The organism is Vibrio sp. ES.051, assembly GCF_002563795.1.
Taxonomy (GTDB): Bacteria; Pseudomonadota; Gammaproteobacteria; order Enterobacterales; family Vibrionaceae; genus Vibrio.
This window is the reverse complement of sequence record NZ_PDJL01000004.1, coordinates 1,298,760-1,319,962: the sequence shown is the minus strand read 5'-3', so window position 1 is coordinate 1,319,962 and position 21,203 is coordinate 1,298,760. Positions and strand designations below refer to the sequence as shown.

Annotated in this window: 18 protein-coding genes; 4 read left to right on the top strand and 14 right to left on the bottom strand. The window is 43.3% G+C overall.

The features are described 5' to 3' along the window. Positions 1 to 2 precede the first annotated feature (2 nt). Together ATG66_RS12530 and ATG66_RS12525 are read right to left on the bottom strand one after the other, a co-directional pair. Complete coding sequence (locus ATG66_RS12530; RefSeq protein ID WP_098415612.1) at positions 3 to 1,196, bottom strand: class I SAM-dependent methyltransferase; 1,194 nt, start codon at positions 1,194 to 1,196, stop codon at positions 3 to 5. Between the two features lie 198 nt (positions 1,197 to 1,394). Beyond that, on the bottom strand, positions 1,395 to 2,798 hold the full coding sequence (locus tag ATG66_RS12525) for a methyl-accepting chemotaxis protein (RefSeq protein ID WP_098415611.1): 1,404 nt from the start codon (positions 2,796 to 2,798) through the stop codon (positions 1,395 to 1,397). A gap of 90 nt (positions 2,799 to 2,888) precedes the next feature. On the opposite strand from ATG66_RS12525, the gene yccX reads away from it, so the two are divergent. Then, positions 2,889 to 3,161 (top strand): acylphosphatase, encoded by a 273-nt coding sequence (gene yccX / locus ATG66_RS12520; RefSeq protein ID WP_098415610.1) that lies wholly within the window; start codon positions 2,889 to 2,891, stop codon positions 3,159 to 3,161. A gap of 2 nt (positions 3,162 to 3,163) precedes the next feature. Here the strand turns inward: yccX and ATG66_RS12515 are convergent, their stop codons facing one another. From ATG66_RS12515 to ATG66_RS12490, 6 genes are all read right to left on the bottom strand, one after another. Continuing rightward, positions 3,164 to 3,493, bottom strand: coding sequence for a TusE/DsrC/DsvC family sulfur relay protein (locus tag ATG66_RS12515; RefSeq protein ID WP_098415609.1), 330 nt, complete (start codon positions 3,491 to 3,493; stop codon positions 3,164 to 3,166). A gap of 359 nt (positions 3,494 to 3,852) precedes the next feature. After that, entirely contained in the window at positions 3,853 to 4,515 is a 663-nt protein-coding gene (locus ATG66_RS12510) for a Bax inhibitor-1/YccA family protein (RefSeq protein ID WP_098415608.1), read from the bottom strand. 268 nt (positions 4,516 to 4,783) lie between these two features. After that, positions 4,784 to 5,533, bottom strand: coding sequence for an amino acid ABC transporter ATP-binding protein (locus ATG66_RS12505; RefSeq protein ID WP_098415607.1), 750 nt, complete (start codon positions 5,531 to 5,533; stop codon positions 4,784 to 4,786). A gap of 23 nt (positions 5,534 to 5,556) precedes the next feature. Continuing rightward, positions 5,557 to 6,654, bottom strand: a complete 1,098-nt coding sequence (locus tag ATG66_RS12500; protein WP_098415606.1) for an amino acid ABC transporter permease — start codon at positions 6,652 to 6,654, stop codon at positions 5,557 to 5,559. A 1-nt stretch (position 6,655) separates the two neighbouring features. After that, positions 6,656 to 7,861 (bottom strand): amino acid ABC transporter permease, encoded by a 1,206-nt coding sequence (locus ATG66_RS12495; protein WP_098415605.1) that lies wholly within the window; start codon positions 7,859 to 7,861, stop codon positions 6,656 to 6,658. 224 nt (positions 7,862 to 8,085) lie between these two features. Further along, positions 8,086 to 9,114, bottom strand: coding sequence for an amino acid ABC transporter substrate-binding protein (locus ATG66_RS12490; RefSeq protein ID WP_098415604.1), 1,029 nt, complete (start codon positions 9,112 to 9,114; stop codon positions 8,086 to 8,088). A 460-nt stretch (positions 9,115 to 9,574) separates the two neighbouring features. Between ATG66_RS12490 and ATG66_RS12480 the strand changes: the two genes are divergently transcribed. Continuing rightward, positions 9,575 to 10,495: a siroheme synthase gene (locus ATG66_RS12480; RefSeq protein ID WP_098415603.1), complete on the top strand. Its 921-nt coding sequence runs from the start codon at positions 9,575 to 9,577 to the stop codon at positions 10,493 to 10,495. 105 nt (positions 10,496 to 10,600) lie between these two features. Here ATG66_RS12480 and ATG66_RS12475 read toward each other — a convergent pair whose 3' ends face one another. Together ATG66_RS12475 and ATG66_RS12470 are read right to left on the bottom strand one after the other, a co-directional pair. Then, positions 10,601 to 11,083 (bottom strand): YajQ family cyclic di-GMP-binding protein, encoded by a 483-nt coding sequence (locus ATG66_RS12475; protein WP_098415602.1) that lies wholly within the window; start codon positions 11,081 to 11,083, stop codon positions 10,601 to 10,603. Positions 11,084 to 11,104: 21 nt separating this feature from the next. Then, on the bottom strand, positions 11,105 to 12,163 hold the full coding sequence (locus ATG66_RS12470) for a 3-deoxy-7-phosphoheptulonate synthase (RefSeq protein WP_098415601.1): 1,059 nt from the start codon (positions 12,161 to 12,163) through the stop codon (positions 11,105 to 11,107). 377 nt (positions 12,164 to 12,540) lie between these two features. Between ATG66_RS12470 and ATG66_RS12465 the strand changes: the two genes are divergently transcribed. Next, entirely contained in the window at positions 12,541 to 13,038 is a 498-nt protein-coding gene (locus ATG66_RS12465; RefSeq protein ID WP_098415600.1) for a DUF4442 domain-containing protein, read from the top strand. Positions 13,039 to 13,062: 24 nt separating this feature from the next. On the opposite strand, the gene ATG66_RS12460 is transcribed toward ATG66_RS12465, so the two are convergent. Then, positions 13,063 to 14,415: a hypothetical protein gene (locus ATG66_RS12460; RefSeq protein ID WP_098415599.1), complete on the bottom strand. Its 1,353-nt coding sequence runs from the start codon at positions 14,413 to 14,415 to the stop codon at positions 13,063 to 13,065. A 191-nt stretch (positions 14,416 to 14,606) separates the two neighbouring features. Here ATG66_RS12460 and ATG66_RS12455 point away from each other — a divergent pair, with 191 nt between their 5' ends. Further along, on the top strand, positions 14,607 to 15,443 hold the full coding sequence (locus ATG66_RS12455) for a CvfB family protein (RefSeq protein WP_098415598.1): 837 nt from the start codon (positions 14,607 to 14,609) through the stop codon (positions 15,441 to 15,443). A gap of 317 nt (positions 15,444 to 15,760) precedes the next feature. Here the strand turns inward: ATG66_RS12455 and rsmF are convergent, their stop codons facing one another. The 3 genes from rsmF to ATG66_RS12440 all read right to left on the bottom strand — a co-directional run bounded on the left by rsmF (position 15,761) and on the right by ATG66_RS12440 (position 21,194). After that, positions 15,761 to 17,197 (bottom strand): 16S rRNA (cytosine(1407)-C(5))-methyltransferase RsmF, encoded by a 1,437-nt coding sequence (rsmF, locus tag ATG66_RS12450; RefSeq protein ID WP_098415597.1) that lies wholly within the window; start codon positions 17,195 to 17,197, stop codon positions 15,761 to 15,763. Between the two features lie 108 nt (positions 17,198 to 17,305). Beyond that, positions 17,306 to 19,954, bottom strand: a complete 2,649-nt coding sequence (locus ATG66_RS12445; protein WP_098415596.1) for an MlaD family protein — start codon at positions 19,952 to 19,954, stop codon at positions 17,306 to 17,308. Then, on the bottom strand, positions 19,947 to 21,194 hold the full coding sequence (locus ATG66_RS12440) for a paraquat-inducible protein A (protein ID WP_098415595.1): 1,248 nt from the start codon (positions 21,192 to 21,194) through the stop codon (positions 19,947 to 19,949). The genes ATG66_RS12445 and ATG66_RS12440 overlap by 8 nt, the downstream gene beginning before the upstream one ends. Between the last annotated feature and the right edge of the window lie 9 nt (positions 21,195 to 21,203).

The window sequence follows — 21,203 nt, the reverse complement described above, 5'->3', positions numbered from 1 at the left end:
TGTCAAAGCACTTTACATGCAAAGCCTTTTAGGTAGAAACCTTCAGGATAAGCAGTGTCAGTTGGATGATCCGCTGCTTGCTCAAAACGCTCTACAAACTTCACCTGGCGGTTCGCGTCTAAGGCAGCGTCTGCAATAATTTTCTGGAATAACACTTGATCCATTAGTCCCGAGCAAGAATAGGTTAGCAACGTGCCACCCGGCTTTAGAATTTGCATGGCTAACATATTGATATCTTTGTAACCACGGCAAGCGCCGTTGAGTTGCGCTTTACTCTCCGCAAATTTAGGCGGATCCATAATCACAACATCAAATTTTGTGCCTTGGTCACGATACTCGCGAAGCAGCTTAAATACGTCTGCGTTTAGAAACACGGCGCGCTTTTTCGAAATATCAAATTCGTTCAATTCTGCGTTGTGCTTTGCAGTGTCGAGTGCTGGCTGAGAAACGTCGGCATTAATTACGCGCTTTGCCTCACCTTTAAGAGCATAAAGGCCGAAGCCGCCAGTATAAGAGAAGCAGTTGAGAACTTCTTTATTTTTCATGTATTTCATCGACTGTTGGCGACTATCACGTTGGTCTAGATAGAAACCAGTTTTGTGACCACCAACGATATCAACACTGATTTTTACGCCATTCTCTTCGATAACGACAGACTTCGGAGGTTCTTCACCATGCAGAACACCAGTCGTTTCGTCTAAGCCTTCCTTTTTACGAACGGCCACATCAGAGCGTTCGTAAATATTGCTTTCCGGGAAGCATTCGATTAATGCTTCAATGATAGCGGGCTTATTGTATTCGGCTCCGGCACTCAACAACTGACATACAAAAAAGTTTTGGTAACGGTCGATAGTTACGCCCGGAAGGCCATCTGATTCTCCGGCAATTAAACGGTAACCAGTAAGGCCATCTCGCTCGATGATGTCTTCACGAAGAAGTTGTGCATGTTTCAAACGCTTAACGAAAAACGCTTTATCAATATTTTCTTTTTCAAAACTCCAAATACGAGCACGAATTTGAGAAACCGGAGAATACGCGGCTTTTGCTAGCCATTTTCCATCGTAAGTGAATACATCAACGGTTTCGCCAAGTTTTGGTTCACCCTCAACTTTATTGATACCTCTAGAGAAAATCCAAGGGTGCTTTCGCTTAACCGATTTCTCACGACCTTTAACCAAATAGATAGCAGCAGTCATTTCTTGTAGCTCTTGTTGAATTTTGAAAGGGGCGTATTGTCCGGGATGTTACTGGCAAAAGCAACATCAGCCAGCAGTCCAAGCCATTGCTTAAGCCTTAATTGTAGACTTATGGGAACATGTTAGAGGTAGACGATAAAATGCGAGCCATAAAAAAGGCCACCTAAGTGACCGTTTTTATAGCTAGAGAGATAGGTTTTAAGCTTTGAGGCCTGTAAGGAGAGATTCCATCGTGTCACTTTGCGCACGAAGTTGCTCTACGTTTTGCGACGTCGTGCTGATCATATTACACACGTTGTTTGCTTGAATGCGGATATCTTCAACGCTAGACGCGATGTTGTCTGCCACGACACCTTGTTCTTCGGCCGCAGTCGCGATCTGGATACTACTGTCAGAGATGGTCTGATTCTTATCTGCTAGTGAGCCGATTTCATGGTTTACTTCTGCCATTAAAGTTTGGCCTTCATTGGCATTGTTTACCGTTACTTCCATCAGTTTTGTTAGAGATTGACTGTTACGCTGTAACGATTCGATCATTGCTTGAATTTCTACTGTTGCTTGTTGAGTTCGTCCAGCCAATGCTCGAACTTCGTCAGCGACAACGGCGAAACCCCGACCTTGCTCACCCGCACGTGCGGCTTCAATCGCTGCATTTAATGCGAGTAGGTTAGTTTGCTCTGAAATAGCGTTGATAGTGGTAACCACTTCATCAATTTGCGCAGCATTCGCGTCTAGCTCTTCTACCGCTTTAGAAGCAGATTGAATTTCAGTAGACAGCTCCGAAATGGAGTGAAGCGTGTTTTCAACTTTAACTTGCCCAGACTGTGCAACACTTCGTGCGTCATCTGTCTGTGTACTTGAGTCATGCGCTAATGTTGCAACCTCACGAATGGTTGATGCCATTTGTTCGGTGGCACTTGCCAGTGAGTTTAAGTGTTCCTGTTGGGTATTCGATATATCAGAGCTGTGATGAATGGATTGGTTTAAGTCGGCACTTATCTGTTGCATCAACGCGACAGATTCTTGGATCGAGAGAACCATTTTTTGTTCACGCACTGCCACTTTGTCGATAGTAATAGCAATTTCACTAAACTCGTCACGAACAGGGAAAAAGTGCATTCGCGCGGTTAAATCCCCATCCGCTAACGTGTTTAAAGCCTTATTCATGGTAAACATAGCGCCACCGATGAACGTCATAATGTAGTAAACACCAAACGCTAAAATGAATAGGCCGACACAAATAAGGCTTATTTGAGTGACAGAAAGCGCTGACCACAACGAAAGTTCGTGATTGGCAACTAAGCTATATGCGCCGTTAAGGACTGACACTGAGTCTGAACCAGAGCCTAATCGAATGGTTTCAGAGCTAGCTAGTAAGTTGGATACTTGTGTTTGAGAAAGGTTACCTGCTTCGATTAGCCCTTTTATCAGCACGAGTTCTTCTTGGTACATTCCTGAAATAAGAGTATTTGCTGCACTATTGAGAACAAGAGTGAGCATAACGAGAGCGAGAACGGGAAGAAAAAAGAGTAAGTAGAACTTCTCTTGGATTTTTAAGTGAATGAGATACTTATCAATCCAACGAAATGGAATTTCTTTCATAATTATTATAACCGTACAAAAACCCACTATCCTTAGTGGGGTGAATAGATGAAATGAATATATCACTCAATAAAAAGAAGCGGTACAACGATGAATGTAAAGTGTGAGAGATTTATAGTAAAAGGTCATGTTCAAGGTGTTGGCTTTCGTTACCATACATCTCATCAAGGTTTAAAACTTGGTTTGACCGGTTACGCGAAGAATTTAAATAATGGTGATGTCGAAGTGCTGGCGTGTGGAACAGAGCAGCAAATTACTGACTTTTCAGAGTGGTTACAAGAAGGGCCGCGGACAGCCACCGTGGATAGCGTGACTCGAGAAGAGGCGTCGTATAAACCGTTCCGCGGCTTTAAAATTTTATAGTCTCATAAGCACTTAGCTGGTTTTGGCAAGCCTGCTAATTTGGTTGCTTGTTTGGCAGGACCTTTCTTGAATAGCTTGAATAGGTACTTACTATTGCCTTTTTCAGGTCCGTGCGCTTTCTCCATTGCTTTGACAAGCATGCGGACGGCAGGAGAGGTGTTAAACTCTTCATAAAAGTCTCGTACGAAATGTACGACCTCCAGATGAGCCTCGGTAAGATCAATGTCTTCTTCTTTCGCTAAAAGCTCAACCATACCTTCTTCCCATTGAGTATGGTCTAACAAGTAACCTTGAGCATCAGTTTCAATTTCTTTTCCGTTGTAAACGAACATAACGTTTATCCGCTAAGTGGTCATGGATGTTTATAGATTAGCTTACAGGTACGGATGTTCTCAACAAAAGAATTAGGACTTCTTGCCTGAGCGCAGAAAAAGCATACAAATTATGGTTTTAAATTATTCTTAGTCATAATTATGGGAAGTTATTCAGTCTGTTAGAAAATTATCGGGGTGAGTAATAATAAAAATGAATGCCTATGCAAAGGCGTTCACCTTTAACAGAGTTTTGATGGTAAAAATGAGGTAGCTGACGATATTTAAATAAAGTGGTAGATAACGGTTTATTTCTATTCTGCGACAAATAAAAAAAGCCCGAAGTTTACCTCCGGGCTTTTTAGATTCACTCTGACAAGTTAATCATCATTCATGATGCCTAGAATGCTTAGCAAGCTGATGAAGATATTGTAGATTGACACATATAGCGTAATAGTTGCAGAAATGTAGTTATTTTCTCCACCACGAATAATACCTTGAGTTGTCATCAGAATCGCCATTGTCGAGAAAACGATAAACAAGCTGCTCATTGCTAGGTGTAGGATCGTTGATTGAATGAAGATGCTTGCAATCATACCTACAACAAGCACGACAAACAGAGACAGCATCAAACCACCCATCAGTGATAAGTCACGCTTTGTCGTTAGTGCGTACGCAGATGCGGCCATAAAGGACAGGGCAGTACCGCCAAGAGCGGTTAATACGACGTCGCCCATTCCTGCACCAATGTACATGTTTAGGATTGGCCCAATGGTATAGCCAAGGAAACCAGTGAATAGGAAAGTAAATACAAGGCCAAGGCTGTTGTTACGGTTTTTCTCTGTTAAGAAAAGCAGACCGTAGAAACCAACCAACATTAGGATGATGCCCGGATGTGGTAAGTTAAAAGCCATTGCAACGCCAGCAACGCCTGCTGACCATAAAAGCGTCATTGAAAGTAGAGCGTAAGTATTACGCAACACTTTGTTGGTTTGTAGAGCACTTTCTTGTGTTGAAGTGCGGGTAAACATTGGACTGTTCATAATCTTCCTCGATAAGAGACTTTCTTATAAGTACATTTATGGGATTGAAAGTTCAAAAAATCAAGCCCTAACCATACATAACTAAGATAAAATAATAATAGAAATAAGGTGTTATGTATGTGGTAACTTGTAACACAATATTACTGTTAGGCAAAGTAAGCCGATTGTCACACAGTTTCTCGATTTTAGTAACAAAAAGCACTGATTCTATTGAAATCAGTGCTTCTATAGATGTAGATGTCATCATAAATTGCGACAAAATAAGGCATCAATGGTGCAGTATTTGTGCGAGGAAGTTTTGCGTTCTATCGGATTGGGGGTTTTCAAAGAAGTCGACAGGGTTGTTCTCTTCAATGATTTCTCCGGCGTCCATAAAAATGACTCTGTCGGCGACTTCTTTGGCAAAGCCCATCTCATGCGTTACGCAAAGCATGGTCATGCCTTCTTCGGCAAGCTCCACCATGACATCTAAAACTTCGCGGACCATTTCTGGGTCGAGAGCGGATGTGGGCTCGTCAAATAACATGACTTTCGGGTTCATGCATAAAGAACGAGCAATCGCTACACGTTGCTGTTGACCGCCAGATAATTGCCCTGGGTACTTATCTGCTTGCTCAGGAATTTTAACGCGCTGTAGGTATTTCATCGCAACAGCCTCTGCTTCGTCTTTTGGCATTTTCTTAACCCAGATAGGAGCAAGAGTACAATTCTCTAAAACGGTTAGGTGAGGGAAAAGGTTGAAGTGCTGAAAACACATTCCGACTTCGCGGCGGACCGCTTCAATGTTCTTTAAATCATCAGTCAGCTCGGTACCAGAAACATAAATGCTACCAGCTTGATGCTCCTCAAGACGATTAATACAGCGAATCATGGTGGATTTTCCAGAGCCGGAAGGGCCACAGATAACAATTTTTTCGCCTTGTTTCACTTCGAGATTGATGTTTTTTAGTACGTGAAACTCACCATACCATTTATTCATGTCCTTCAACTGGATCATATAGTCTTGTTGTTGAGTCATAATACGTCCTTGATCTTGATGAGTTATCGTTTGTGACCGGTATGAAGTTTGTTTTCAAGCCATATCGAATAACGCGACATGCCAAAACAAAATATCCAAAATACTAACGCGACAAATACATAACTTTCTGTGGCAAAGCCAAGCCAGTCAGGGTCGGTATTTGCAGCTTGCCCGATGCCTAGTACATCAAACATACCAATGATTAACACCAAACTAGTGTCTTTAAATAGGCCGATAAAAGTATTTACGATAGAAGGGATTGTGATCTTTAATGCCTGAGGCAAAATGATCAGCCCTGTTTTTTTCCAGTAGCTTAAACCAAGCGCATCTGCGGCTTCATATTGCCCTTTAGGGATTGCTTGTAAACCGCCACGAACGACTTCTGCCATATAAGCGGAGGCGAACATCACTACACCGATGAGTGCTCGGACCAACTTATCGGTTTCTGAACCTTCTGACATAAACAGCGGAAGCATCACCGACGCCATGAACAGAACAGTGATAAGCGGAACACCACGCCATATTTCGATGTAAATTGTACAAATACTTCGAATAATCGGCATGTCTGATCGTCTACCTAGCGCTAAGACAACACCAATCGGCAGAGATACAACGATGCCAACAAGCGCAATAATTAATGTGACGAGTAATCCGCCCCATTTATGGGTATCGACGACTTCAAGGCCAAAGACACCGCCGTATAAAAGGGCCGCGATAATGAAAGGGTAAACATTGACGAAGAACAGCCAAATCCAAGTTCGCTTTGGTGTTTTTTCATAGGCGAGCAATGCAGTAAAGATAGCCAGCGTGATGTAAAACAGGCGAGGGCGCCACAGCTCCGCTTCTGGGTAGAAACCATACATGAACTGTTCCCAACGGACACTGATGAATACCCAACATGCACCATCACGGCTACAGTCATCGCGCGTAGAGCCTAACCAATCGGCACTAATCAATGCCCAGTCGATAATGCTCCAAAGAGCTGTGACGACTACGTAAGCAAGAATCACTGTGACAAGAGAGTTTATGAGCCCATTAAAAAGATGTTGACGCATCCAACCTACCAAGCCGACAGTATTGGCGGGTGGTGGGAGATCAGGTTGAAACTTATGTGTGCTCATATTATCTCTCCACCAGCGCGACTTTACGGTTGTACAAGTTCATTAACGCAGAAGTAATCAAACTGAGGGTTAAGTAAACGCCCATGGTCATTGCAATAATCTCAATCGCTTGACCGGTCTGATTCAGTGTTGTGCCAGCAAAAACAGAAACAAGATCAGGGTAACCAATCGCCATCGCTAACGAGGAGTTTTTGGTTAAGTTCAAATATTGGCTGGTTAATGGAGGGATAATGATTCTTAGTGCTTGTGGGATAACAACAAGCTTCAAGGTTTTTGAGCGCGGTAAGCCAAGAGACATTGCGGCTTCAGTTTGACCATGGCTCACGGCATTAATTCCCGAGCGTACTATTTCTGCGATAAAGGAAGCGGTATAGACACTTAATGCCAAAAGTAACGCCGCAAGTTCTGGAATAATGCTAATTCCACCTTGGAAGTTAAATCCTTTTAGGGCTGGGTATTCTAATGAAATTGGCATGCCGACAAGGAAATAAACGACCAAAGGTAGCCCAATCACGAGCGCAAGAGCAATTTTTCCCGTCGGGGTTTGCTGCCCAGTTAAGCGCTGTTTGTTCTTTGCCCATTGAGCAATTAACAAGCTTGCAATCACACCACCGATAAATGAAGCGACAACGATACCACTGCCGTTTTCCATCACAGGGGCAGGGAAAAAGAGTCCCCGTACATTTAAGAATATCGCTTCGCCAAGGCTCATGCTTTGTCGGGGGGATGGCAGCGCTTGTAACACTGCGAAATACCAAAAGAAAATTTGTAATAAAAGAGGGATATTTCGGAACGTTTCAATATAGACAGTGGCGAGTCGGCTGACTAACCAGTTAGAAGATAGGCGCGCTATCCCCATTGTAAAACCAATAATAGTGGCTAAGATAATCCCTAAAAATGAAACGAGAGCGGTGTTTAACAGACCTATAATAAAAGTTCTGCCATAAGAAAAAGTTTCATCATATTCAATCAGAGTTAACCCAATACCGAACCCTGCTTCTTGGTTCATAAAGCCGAAACCAGTTGCGATACCTCGAGCATCTAAATTATTCAGGGCATTGCTTACAATGGTATAAAAGAAGAATGCCAGTGCAGTTATGGCAATGATCTGGAAAATAGCAGAACGAAAGGCGGGATTATAAATCAGGCTCTTGCTTCCGCTTGGTTTGGACATCGTACTTGGCGATGCATCTTTTGTCGGTTTCATACAGCGATAACCTCAAACCTTAATTATAGATATCACTCTGCACGAATAAGTGACTTCCGTGTCGGCTCAACCACTTTTTATTCACTTGCGATAGATGGTTCTAAATGATCAATTTTCATCTATTTCAAATTCATTTGGTTAAAGCCAGCCAATGAGTGTTCCTTACTCATCCAGATGAATGTAATCAAGAAAAAGGGCGGCGTAACCCGCCCTGATTAACTCGTTTATCGGATTGGTGGCGCGTACATAAAGCCGCCTGCATTCCATAGCGCATTGACACCACGAGAAATTTCCAAAGGCGAGCCTTTACCGACCGTACGTTCGAAACTTTCACCGTAGTTACCTACTTGCTTGACAACTTGGTAACCCCAGTCATCACGAATACCCAAGCCTTTACCTTTAGGGCCGTCGACACCCAGAATCCGCTTAATGTTTGGATCTTTCGATTTCAACATCTCGTCCGCATTCTTAGAGGTAATACCGTATTCTTCCGCGTTCACCATTGCCGCCAGTGTCCATTTAGCAATATTGAACCATTGGTCATCACCTTGACGAACAACCGGGCCTAGAGGTTCTTTAGAGATAATTTCAGGAAGAACCGCTGCAGAAGATGGGGCTTTAAGGTTCAAGCGCAGCGCATAAAGACCCGACTGGTCGGTTGTTAGTGCATCACATCGACCAGCGTCAAAACCTTTGGAGGTTTGTGCAGCCGTATCAAATACGACAGGTTTATAAGACATACTATTATTACGGAAGTAGTCGGCTAGGTTAAGTTCGGTAGTGGTACCCGACTGTACACATATAGAGGCACCATCAAGTTCTTTCGCACTTGAAAGGTCAAGCTCTTTCTTCACCATGAAACCTTGACCATCGTAGTAGTTTACACCGACAAAGTTTAGGCCGAGCGCTGTATCTCGATGAAGTGTCCAAGTCGTGTTACGTGAAAGTACATCGATTTCACCCGATTGAAGAGCGGTGAAACGTTCTTTCGCGGTTAGGGGAACATATTTAACTTTTGTTTTATCCCCAAGAACGGCTGCAGCCAGTGCTTGGCAATATTCTACGTCGATGCCTTCCCATTCACCTTTTGAATTAGGGTTGGAGAAACCAGGTAGACCGGTACTTACTCCACAAGTAATAAAACCTTGTGTTGTTACTTTGTCCAGAGTAGCGCTTGCTGCTTGAGCTGATGTTGCCATCATGGCAGTAGAAGCCGCTACGACGGAAGCAAGAACTGTTAGTTTATTTGCCATTTGTATCCTTCCTGTATGATCCATGTTTAATCAGGAGCGACCTGAAACAACGAGTCCAATTCGTTAGTATTATCGTCCTACGTGATTGATTTCGAAGAAACAGCAAATCGGTAAATCAACCAGTTATAAGCGTAGGAAAGGATCTGTAAATTCTCAAATATATAATTTAAATGGATTTTTGAGAGAATTCACAAAGCGCCTTGGGGATTAGAATGACGAAATGTTAATTGTTTGTAAATAGTGCAGTTCAGGGCCAATTTGGTGCATCAGAACTATCAACAGAAAAGTGTCCAAAACAAGAGAATAAAAAGTTGTTATTAAAACTGTCATTAGTTGAGCTTGGCTGAGTTCAGTAAAAATTCGAACAAAAATTATTTGTAATATCGAAACAGGGTGATGAGCTTGCCCCATTTTTGGTAGCATAGTTTCTAATAGCTAATTAGAGTAATCATGGATTGAAATGCGATATTTTCCTCTGTTCTTAGATTTGATTAATAAACCCGTTCTTGTCGTTGGTGGTGGAGAGGTGGCTAGCCGTAAGGTGGAAGCTTTAATAAAGGCGGGGGCGGATGTCACTATCGTCTCTCCTACATTGGTTGATTTTCTATCTAAGTTAGCCTTTGAGCATAAAATTCGCTGGATTCAATGCTTCTACTCTAGTGACATTGTCACTCAAGGGTTCATTCAAGTATGGGCGACAACCGACAATCCGGAACTGAATCACCAAGTCTTTAAGGATGCAAAGGAGCTTGGAATTTTGGTTAATGTGGTTGACGATAAACCTTACTGTGACTTCATCACCCCCTCGATGCTCAATCGTGGCCGTATTCAAATCGCCATTTCGAGCGGTGGGGCATCTCCTGTCTTAATCCGCAATATTCGTGAAAAACTTGAATCCATCCTGCCGCAGAATATGGGCTTGATGGCGGACTTTGCTAACTCAAAACGCAATTCGATCAAAGAAGCATTACCAAGTGTTGATTTACGCCGTAAATTTTGGGAGCAGTTCTTTGCCAATCCTGACGTTGAAAATGCGCGCAACAATCGAGAGCTAGAAATGATTTACCAGCAAACGATGACAAGTCCACTGGATGAAAAAGGCAGTTGTACATGGGTGCAAGTTGGCAAAGATGTAGAGATGCTACCGATAAAAGCGGTTCGCTACATGCAGCAGGCTGAGCTCGCGTTGTATTCGACGCGATGTGAAGCTGATGTTCTAGAATTGGTAAGAAGAGACGCCGAGCGACAAGGTTTTACTAGCGCGGCTGAACTTTCGGATATGTTGGCGAAAGCTAAAACCGAAAACCTCCGCGTTTGCGTGTTTATTCCTCAAGGGACAAGTGAATTTTTATTGCTGCAAGGGCAAGATTTAGTTATCTAATGATGTTTACATACGTACCTTCAAAAACGCCAGCGAATCTATCGCTGGCGTTTTTTATTACAATTCTTAGGTGGTGATTTCTAAACCTAAGAGTAGGAGATATTATTAATCACGGAAGTTATTGAACTGGAACGGCTGTCCGAGTTCGGCTTCTCGGATTGCTGCCATGGTTGCTTGCAGGTCGTCACGTTTTTTACCCGTTACACGAACTTTGTCACCCTGAATAGAGGCTTGTACTTTTAGCTTCGCGTCTTTGATCAACTTAACCAGTTTTTTTGCCGTTGGCGTATCAATACCTTGGCGGAACTGGAGGGTCTGGTGCCAGTTTTTACCTGTGACATCTGGCTCTTGTGCGTCCATCGAGTTTGCATCGACATTACGCTTGGCCAAGTGACTACGTAGAATGTCACGCATTTGCTTCAGCTGGAAGTCACCTTCCGCAGACATTTTTACGTTTTCTTCGACTAACTCAAAACTCGCATTTACGTTGCGGAAATCGAAACGAGTAGACAGTTCACGGTTAGCATTATCAACGGCGTTACGTAGTTCAACCGTATCGATTTCAGAAACAATATCAAACGATGGCATGAAGATTCCTTGATTATCGTGTTATAGGGACTTGCGGGATTTTACTGCGTCTGCCAGCATATCTAGCATTGTTGTGGTATCTTCCCAACCCAAGCATGGGTCAGTAATGGATTGACCGTAAGATAAATTATTAATATCAGTCATCGGCTGATTGCCTTCAATAATAAAACTCTCTGCCATAATACCCGCAATGCGAGTGCTGCCTGACTGAATTTGATTACAGATGTCTTGAGCAACGTCAATTTGCTTTCTGTGCTGTTTTTGACAATTTGCATGGCTGAAATCCACAATCAAACGTTGTGGAATATCAAATTCCGCGAGCGCATCACACGCTTGCTTCACCGACGCTTCATCAAAATTAGGGCCTTTTTCTCCGCCACGCAGAATGATATGACCATAAGGGTTACCACTTGTGCGGTAGACCGTCATGCGACCATTTTTATCTGGCGAGTAAAAGTAGTGCGGTGATTGAGCGGCACGTATTGCATCAATCGCAATTTTCACATTACCATTGGTGCCGTTTTTGAAGCCAACAGGGCACGACAAAGCAGAAGCCATTTCACGGTGAATTTGAGATTCTGTTGTACGAGCGCCAATTGCCCCCCAAGTAATTAAATCTGCAATGTACTGACCCGTGATCATATCAAGAAACTCAGTGGCAGTTGCCAGACCAAGTTTGTTGATATCCAGTAGCAGTTTACGTGCTTTATGAAGGCCGGTTTCAAGTGCATAGGAGCCATCTAGGTTAGGATCAGTAATTAAACCTTTCCAACCAACGACGGTACGAGGCTTTTCAAAGTAAGCACGCATCACGATAAATAACTCATCTTTGTACTTATCTTGGATTGCACTCAGACGAGTGGCGTAATCAATGGCGGCTTCTGTGTCATGAATTGAGCACGGACCAACGATAGCAATCAGGCGATCGTCTTTACCCGATAAAATGTTCTCAATCTGACGACGAGATTGAGCGATACGGTCTGCAACGTCATCCGTAATAGGATGTACACTACCCAGTTCTGCAGGGGTAGGCATTGGACCCAAAGGTTGGGTTCTCAATTCATCTGTTTTTATTGGCATGTTATAGCTTTATTCTCTATTGCGAAGAGGTAAAGATAACGGAATTGAAGGCAGGAATAAACCGTTTCACGGGAATCTTCGCGATGAAATACCGAATTGTATACAAAGGTGTTGTATTCATTTAGAGCGCCTATGTGTAAAGGATCAAACCTGATCACTAAATCAATATATACATTTGAATTTATAACCGTTAGTTCTAGGGCTACTTTAAAGCTCTGGCAAAGGATGGTGGCTTCATGTACGCCGGGCATGCTTTGTGACAACGTAGCGTGAGAAAGCATAATTAGCAGCGAAGATCGAGGTTTTATTAACATTTCTTTGACATTGGTAGGCTTGATTGATTAACTGGTCTGACTAGATTGGTAAGGAGACCAAAAATGTTATCAGTTGTACGCCGCGCAAACCTGTATCTGAATCTGTTTGGCTTTTCTAAAGTGCCTCTGATTTGGTTGTGCCATCCTAAGATCATTGCGATTGATAGTGAACATGTTGAAGTGCGCATTCCCCTGCGGAGAAGAACCAAAAACCATCTAAATAGCATGTATTTTGGTGCTTTAGCGGTTGGCGCTGATGTAGCTGGTGGTTTTCTTGCGATGAGCAAAGCGCAAGCAAAAGGCGAGGCGATCTCGTTGGCGTTTAAAGGGGTTAAAGCCGAGTTTTTAAAACGACCAGAAGCTGACGTGCACTTTGTTTGTCACGATGGTCATGTCATTGATGAAATGCTTGATCATACCTTGGCGACCGGAGAGCGGGTAAATCGTGATGTTAAAATCATTGCGCTATGTCCAACCCTGCATGGTTCAGAGCCAATGGCTGAGTTTTCTTTGACGTTATCGATCAAAAAAGCAGCTCAACAAAAGAAGAAGGCTGCTTAATCGTTTTAATTCAGAGAACGATTTCTAATTGAGTTCGATTTTCTCGATAGATACGATTTTAGAACGGTTAAGTACGACTTTCCAGCGATAATAAACGGGTTCATCGGTGTGGTTGTCTTCTTTGACAATCACATTAAGCAGGTGACGCTTCTCTACCGATTCTTTCGTCACTTGACCTTCGTTTAGCCGGTAAACGCGGTTCGAACTTTTATCCATCAAACGGATGATAGGTCGTAAACTAATATTCAACGTTTCGCGAGTTTGCTCATAACCACTTAAAAATAGAGAAGTTGCCATCTCGGTTTTCTCGTGATAGTGCAGTATTTGCTCTTCTCGTTGAACGACCCGTTTTTTACGTATAATTTGAATTTTATCCGGCAAGCTTGCAAGCGTTCGATAATCCAACCATTCTAATTTTTTCCCAACCACTTTTTTCGTCGTAGGATCCATGTACTTTTTACGCCACTTGGGTTTGCCTTTACGAATCCAGCGCCACATCGCATCGCGCAAATCATCTTTGAATATCTCGCGCAGAGCGTAAATAAAAGACAGTGCGATAATAAACGACGCAGAAATTTCCCCAAGGTAATCACGTGCTAAAATCACGGTCGATGTAACCACGACCATCACCAACCCTGTTGCAATTCCTTTGATTGCCCGTTTGATGTTGTTACCCATGGAGACGGTTTCTTCCCTAAGAATGATAGGGTGCTCTATTAAACGTCTTAACAAACGCATTTTGTTAGAGAGGCGGGTAACGTCTTCGACGACTCTAGGTGAGTTGTACTTATTGAGCTTTCTGTGAGCCTGCTCTTTTTCACATAAGATAATTAAACGCTTTTTGATCGTGCTGTAATCGCCTTCGCGTGGAAGGTGAGCAACCAACGACAGAAATTTCTGTTCGGTATACCAAGACAGGTAATTATCGATATTAATGTAGTAACGCTTTAAGTTTTCTTCATAGGGGATAGAACGTCTTAAGCGTTTTAGTATTTCAAGCGTTAGCTCGATCACTTCATCTACTTCATCTTCTGTTACCGAGTTAATTTCTTGTTTATTCAAACTCGCGACGGCTTTATCTAACGCAATAACGTACTGATATGCGAATAAACTTAAACTCACGCGATATTGTTGATTTGATAATCGGCCACGTTTGGCCAGTCGGCTATGGACTAGCGGAAGAAGGATTTCGGTACTGTAATAAGATCGTTGCTGCGTAATAGAAGTGTAATAGAATTCGGATTCACTGATGATATCGGCGTTTAAACCAAGTTCACCGGGTAAAAAAAAGTAAATATCAAGGTCGACACTTTTGCTATTTGCGAGTGCGTGACTGATTTTTAACGTTATTGAGTCTTGTTTATCGACGGTGACCAAAGAAAGCTCCTGACTTTGCTAAAGCGTTCTTACCTCACTGTTTTATGGATAGGGTAAGAGAAATATTGCTAAGAGAGTGACTGGGGCAAATAGCTGAACGACAACAGCATAACAGAGCGATTTGCTTTTCTCTCTGAATTTTTTGTTAGTTTAGGTATAATTCCACGTAAATTTTAAAAGAGACAAAATCAATGATTAAAATTGGTCAAATTAACAGCTTAGAAGTCATTAAAAAGGCTGATTTTGGCGTATTTCTGGATGGTGATGAATACGGCTCTGTCCTACTGCCCAACAAACATGTACCAGAAGGTACTGAAGTTGGTGATTACGTAGACGTATTTTTATACTTCGATTCAGAAAGTCAGCTTGCTGCGACCATTGACAAACCAATCGCCCAAGTTGGCGAATGGGGCCTGATGAAAATTGAGGGCGTGAACAGCACGGGTGCGTTTGTCAATTGGGGGATTAAAGAGAAAGATTTGTTGGTTCCTTTTAGTGAGCAACGAACTCGCTTTTCTGCAGGACAAACGATCTTAGTGTATGTCTATACCGATAAAGCATCTGGGCGCATTGTTGGTACAACAAAGTTCAATAAATGGTTGGACAAAACCCCAGCAAACTATGAGATAAACGAGCAAGTTGATTTGATTATCGCAGAGCGCAGCCAACTGGGTTATAAAGCCATTGTGAACGGAAAGCATTGGGGCATGATTTTCCCATCAGACGTTTTCGGTAAGCTTTACATTGGTAAAAAACTAAAAGGTTTCATTAAGCAAACTCGTGAAGATGGTAAAATTGACCTAGCACTACAAAAAGTAGGCGTAGCGAAAATGGACGATCTTTCAAGCAAGATTCTTGATTTACTTGAGAAGAAGGGCGGCTTTCTGCCATTAAACGATAAGTCGGCGCCTGAAGCGATATTTGAAGCATTTCGTACAAGTAAAGGAACTTACAAAAAGACGATTGGCACTTTGTACAAGCAAGGTAAAATCGTTATCGAAAAAGACGGTATTCGTCTCGCTCCATAGAAAATCAGAGTGCTGGAGCGCCTCTCGTTAGCTGGTGGTCTACCCAGTTACAACAGCAAAAAAAAAGCGGCCCAAACTCTTCCTTTTTTTGGGCCTAGGGGAAACGGCTCCGCAGAGCCTGCGCTAAACTTTCCAACCATGTGTTGGTTGGTGAATGTGTATATAGAGAGAAACGCCGTATCAAAGTGCTCTTTTGATACACTCAGTTTAGTACAGCGTCTTCGGATAGCTAGTAAGCGCTGAGGTTTTCATGCCTCTGAATTAAAAAGCCATCGCAAATACGATGGCTTTTCATTTATTTATCGTTTCTCATTAAATTAAAATAAATTCTTATCTCGTACTAATTCGCGAGGAAGGCCATTTTTAATACGGGTACTGACCCATTTCCCAAGTCCAATAACAGCGCCTTGATAAGTGACGAGAACTTCACCTTTCCCTGTGTTTATTCCTTCAGGTATCGTTTGTGGGCGAACGTCACGGCCCATGTACCATTCGCGTGCTTCTTCAATGGTCAGTTCGATAGCGTTTTGCTCTGTACCAGTCGCTAAAGCGGTTGCGACCTGATGTTGCCAGCGATAGCCATTTTTATGGGTTTCAGCAATTTTAATTCCCATACGTGAGAAACGCAGTTCGCCAATCATTGGCTCCAATGCATTAGGGAATAACCAGACGTCTTTATCACGTAACCAAACTGAGCTGTCATTCGGTAGTTCAATACTCAATGCATTATAAAGCTGATGAGCAATGGCTTCGGATGTTTTCTTGGAGGCTTTGGCAAATGGGAATTTCCCCATGCGCTTTTTCACTTCTGGGGCTTCAACTGCGAAAAGTTTACGAATACGTGCGACAAAGAAGCCTTCACAATCGTAGACTTGAGGGAATATATGTAAAAAACCTTCCTCTGTTAGTGCTGCGTTTGCGTTTTCAAACAAGTCTCTAAGGCTTTCAAACTCAACCGCGTCACCAAATGTCTCTTTGAGATGATGACACACTTGCTGATTTTCTTCTGTACTCAGTGTACACGTTGAGTAGACCATTACGCCGCCCGGTTTTAAGGCGTGAAATGCGCTCTCGATAAGATCCTTTTGCGTGTGTGCAATGTCAAAAACTGACTCTTGCGTCCAGTTTTTCATCGCACCTTCGTCTTTACGAATCGTGCCTTCACCAGAACATGGCGCATCGAGTAAAACGGCATCAAACTGTTCTGGAAGCCAACCGCCAAATACACGTCCATTAAAGTTACTTAAAGCCGAGTTACGCACACCACAGCGCTCAATATTGGCGTGCAGCACTTTGACACGACTCGCAGCATATTCGTTTGCAACTAATACACCTTCATTATTCATGAGCGCAGCAATTTGTGTTGTCTTTGATCCCGGCGCGGCGGCGGTGTCTAAAACCGCATTATACGATTCATCATTCATGAAGAGAGCGGATACAGGCATCATCGAGCTCGCTTCCTGAATGTAGAATAAGCCAGACATATGTTCAGCAGTATTACCTAAGGGAATAACCGACTCGTCAGCATCAATCCAAAAGCCGGCATCACACCAAGGCACTGATGACAATTTCCATCCTTTATCTTCCGCTCGTTTGAGAAACGCTTCAACACTGATCTTAAGCGTGTTTACACGGATGCTTTTGCGCAGCGGTTTTTGACAGGAAGCAACAAAGTCATCCATGTTGAGGTGAGTAGGAAGGATAGTTTGGATTTTTTCCAGAAATGCTTCTGGGATATAGACATTAGGATGCAAGGTGAAGCCTCGTATGCAAATTTGCCGCAAATGATATACGAAAGCAGGGCAGAAACGAATAAAAAAGAGCAGCGATGGCTGCTCTTTGGAAGATGTTTAGCTGAAGTATTAAGGCTTTGGAATCGCCGTACGCCATTGTGTCCAACCTTCTTCTGCTCTTGGGTATAAAAAGAAAGATTGACCTGTTTCAGCGGCGGGTGGAATTTTGCTTTGTTCAGGTGTTGAGAACGCAATACCACCACGAACTAAGCTATCAATCGTTCCTGCTTTGATATTCGCGCCTGTAATACCGATAGACACATCAACGCCAGAAACATTCCAGAACACGCTGTTTTGGCGAACTAGGTAAGCATATTCAGGCTTGATCTTGATAGTGGTGACGATGCGGTCCGCAAATTCACCCAAATTTACCCCGATGACTTGGCCAACGTCCATTTGACGATAAAGTATCGGAGTGCCGACTTGAACTGAGCCGCGCTGTTCACTTTGTAAAGTAAACATGGTGCCTTTTACATGGTCTGATCCTTTTTCCAGCGGGAAGGAAAATTTAGCTTGGCCTTTACCAGGTGCCACATTGATCGACTTCGAAACCAAAGCGCTAAGATTTTTCACGCCACTAAGGCTAATTTCTGGTTCTGTCAGCCAAAAGCGAGAACCGCCTACCGCGATGTTGTCTACATATTCCGGAAGGATTCGCGCGGTGACTTCAACCATTTTGCGACGGAAGTTAGGCACAACCAGCGAGACTTCACCCACTTTCACGCCTTGGTATTTTATAGGTGTACCTTGCTCTACCTCTTGAGTTCCGTCGGTTTCGAGCGAGATTATTCGGCCAAATTTACGTGCTTCTTTTTGGTCTGGATAAACCTTCCACCGCGGGCCGATTTTATTTTCTACGCCCGGAACGGAATCAAAAGCAATGCCCCCTTCGACCAATGATTTCAAAGGATGAGCTTTAACACTTACGCCTGTGAGTGAAGCATCGATTTCAACGCCAGAACGATTCCAAAATACCGTTTGCGCGGTAAGAAGGTGGGTAAAGCGGTTGTCTATGGTTGCTTTGATCACTACGCCACCATCAACCAAATGGAAACTCGATACATTACCCACGGGCAGGTTACGGTAAAGCAGTGGACTGCCTTTAGAAATTGGCGGTAACTCAGAGGCAAATAGTGTTAACGATTTTGAGCCACTTTGATTGTATTGGGCAAGTGCTGCAAGGGATTCATTTTGGAATAATTGGTAGTTTTTCTGAATACTCTGTGAACCTTCACTCACAAAACTGATAGAGCCAGTAAGCAGTTGTTTGGCAGGAGGCACTGTTACGCTTAAGCCCGATTCGGTCAACTCGGCAGAAGCACTGCCTGTCACGTAGAAACGGTTATTCGATTTGATCAGGTGTTTGTATTCATGATCGACCAGTACATCCATAAATACATCACGTTGTGTTTTTTGGGGCTCATCGACCAAACCAACCTTGATAATTGAACCTACCACGATGCCCTTATAAAGCACATTGGCGCCGCTATCTAACCCAAACGAATTGTCGGATACGAGGCGAATTGCAATGGACTTTTCTTGTTGCTGATTGAACTCGTTTTTTCGAATAGCATTAAACTGGCGAGAGCGTTCGCCTTCCCCCGGAACGATCGTTAAAAAGTTTCCACGAACTAAATTCGCAATGTTTTCGACACCAGAGAGTGATACTTTCGCTTCTTCTAAAACAAAGCGAGTACCGGAGGTCAGCATGTCACTAAATGCCGGCTGAATCGCAGCGGATGCCAATATAGTTTGTCGGCCTTCAGTCAAGCTTAAGTCTGTAACTTGACCAATTTCGATACCTCGGTACATGATTGGCGCACCTTCACCGCTGATCTTACTATCGTCGGGCAGCGCTATTTTAACCGCGATACCTCGACCTGCCGTTTTTAAATCTTGGTATAGACGGAACTGAGTATTCTCTTCAACGGGTTCACCATCGTCAGGTGAGTCAACCGCGATCGCACCGCCGAGTAGGGCGCTCATACTCTCTAGTTGAACATCGACACCTTTAAATCCGATGCTTGCTCCAATCCCACTGACGTTCCAGAACCGACTGCGGTTATTAATAATGTGTCGATATTGCTCTTGAATGTTGGCCTGAATGCTGACTGATTTGGCATCTTCATCCAATTGGTAGCTATATACTTCGCCGATCGGAATTTTCTTGTAAACGATTTGAGACCCAACCGAAACGCCACCTAAATCCCGGCTTTTCAGCTTAATATTCAAACCTTGTGTGACACGTAAATCGGTAGGTGCAGAGTCAAGTGCATGAAAAGTCGTTTCGAAGTCTTGACCATCTCCAGGCTGGATCGAGATATAATTCCCCGACACGAGGGCATCTAGCCCAGAAACGCCCGTTAGACTTGCGGTTGGTTTTACTAACCAGAACCGAGTTTTATCGTTGAGTAGTTTTGTCGCTTCAGGGTAAATATCGGCATCAACATAAATACTGCCAAGATCTTCTGTGAGATTAATATCACGCACCATGCCCACTTCTAAGCCTTGATAGCGGATCGTTGTACGTCCAACGACCAACCCCGCGGCATCAGAAAAGTATATTTGAACACGTTGCCCAGCATCGTGTATCGACTTAACCACAAGCCAACCGGCTAAAACCATCGTCAAAATTGGCAATAACCAAAGAGGAGATATACCTTTGCTCCGCTTTACATCCGGCACGTATGACGTTTGAGAATTGTTATGATCACTCATTCATTGACTCTTTTTCTGATTGTTTGTGGTCTTGGTCCCAGATAAGTCTAGGGTCAATACTTTCTGCTGCGAGCATAGTCAGCACAACCACCACTCCAAAAGCAACAGCGCCATACCCTGGTGTGAAATCGAGTATTTGACCGCGATCGACGAGGGTCATCATGATAGAAATAACAAACAAGTCCATCACCGACCATTTACCGATCCACTTTACCGCAAAATAAACCATCATTCGCTGTCTCTTAAACACCGAACGTTTGAATTGAATACACAGCATGATATAGGCAAGGCCAAGTATTTTGATAACTGGCACAATAATACTGGCGACAAAAATAATAATAGCAATGCCATACATACCGCTTCTTGCTAAGGACGCTACGCCAGAAATAATGGTGTCTTCTAACTGCTGGCCATTAGTAATTAAAATTGAAATTGGGATTATGTTTGCTGGAAAAATCGCTATCGTGGCTGCGGCGAGGTATGCCCAAGTTTTCTGAATCGAGTTTGGCTTGCGATGGTATAACGCATGATGACAACGACGGCAATTATCACCTTCAGGTTGGGATAAATGGCACTCGTGGCAATGCACATCCTTATGCTCAAACGTGTAAGTATTTTCCGGTTTCCATGCTTCCCAATAGCGACGCACACTGATTCGGGCAACTAACAGAACAGTAAAAACTTGCAGAAGAACCAAGCCGATCAACCCTGGCCCGACAAAAATATCCGAGTAATCTTGTAGCTTGAAACAAGAGATCGCGATGCTGACAAGAAAGACATCCAGCATCACCCATTGTTTAAGGTGTTGGATCAGCCACAGCGAAATTCTCAATCCTTTGAAACATCGAGTATGTAGTGATAAATGTGCGGTTACAACTGAGACACAAACGGTCAGTGGTGCTAACGAGCTACAAAACATGATCAATAATGAGAGAAGAACGAACCCTTCTTCCATCAGCGTGATCATGCCAGATGGCAGAGTCGCTGGGATCATCACGCCAAACAGCCTGATGCTAATAAAATTGAAAAAGTGAGAAGGAATAAACAGCAGAATACAGGTGACGGCAATGGCTAAATTACCCGAAAGACTAGGGCTGCCGCCGCGATATAACTGCGTCCCACAGCGTGGGCAGTAGGCATGTTTACTATTAGGTAAGTCGACAATATCGACAGGCAGTTCGCACCCTTGACACAAACGCACATGATTAGGTTGCATGGCGTGCTTAGACAGAGAGGTCATAACGACCTC

Coding starts and splice junctions, on each gene's coding strand:
- ATG66_RS12530 (WP_098415612.1), bottom strand. CDS start 1,196: ATGACTGCTGCTATCTATTTGGTTAAAGGTCGTGAGAAATCGGTTAAG.
- ATG66_RS12525 (WP_098415611.1), bottom strand. CDS start 2,798: ATGAAAGAAATTCCATTTCGTTGGATTGATAAGTATCTCATTCACTTA.
- yccX (WP_098415610.1), top strand. CDS start 2,889: ATGAATGTAAAGTGTGAGAGATTTATAGTAAAAGGTCATGTTCAAGGT.
- ATG66_RS12515 (WP_098415609.1), bottom strand. CDS start 3,493: ATGTTCGTTTACAACGGAAAAGAAATTGAAACTGATGCTCAAGGTTAC.
- ATG66_RS12510 (WP_098415608.1), bottom strand. CDS start 4,515: ATGAACAGTCCAATGTTTACCCGCACTTCAACACAAGAAAGTGCTCTA.
- ATG66_RS12505 (WP_098415607.1), bottom strand. CDS start 5,533: ATGACTCAACAACAAGACTATATGATCCAGTTGAAGGACATGAATAAA.
- ATG66_RS12500 (WP_098415606.1), bottom strand. CDS start 6,654: ATGAGCACACATAAGTTTCAACCTGATCTCCCACCACCCGCCAATACT.
- ATG66_RS12495 (WP_098415605.1), bottom strand. CDS start 7,861: ATGAAACCGACAAAAGATGCATCGCCAAGTACGATGTCCAAACCAAGC.
- ATG66_RS12490 (WP_098415604.1), bottom strand. CDS start 9,114: ATGGCAAATAAACTAACAGTTCTTGCTTCCGTCGTAGCGGCTTCTACT.
- ATG66_RS12480 (WP_098415603.1), top strand. CDS start 9,575: ATGCGATATTTTCCTCTGTTCTTAGATTTGATTAATAAACCCGTTCTT.
- ATG66_RS12475 (WP_098415602.1), bottom strand. CDS start 11,083: ATGCCATCGTTTGATATTGTTTCTGAAATCGATACGGTTGAACTACGT.
- ATG66_RS12470 (WP_098415601.1), bottom strand. CDS start 12,163: ATGCCAATAAAAACAGATGAATTGAGAACCCAACCTTTGGGTCCAATG.
- ATG66_RS12465 (WP_098415600.1), top strand. CDS start 12,541: ATGTTATCAGTTGTACGCCGCGCAAACCTGTATCTGAATCTGTTTGGC.
- ATG66_RS12455 (WP_098415598.1), top strand. CDS start 14,607: ATGATTAAAATTGGTCAAATTAACAGCTTAGAAGTCATTAAAAAGGCT.
- ATG66_RS12445 (WP_098415596.1), bottom strand. CDS start 19,954: ATGAGTGATCATAACAATTCTCAAACGTCATACGTGCCGGATGTAAAG.
- ATG66_RS12440 (WP_098415595.1), bottom strand. CDS start 21,194: ATGACCTCTCTGTCTAAGCACGCCATGCAACCTAATCATGTGCGTTTG.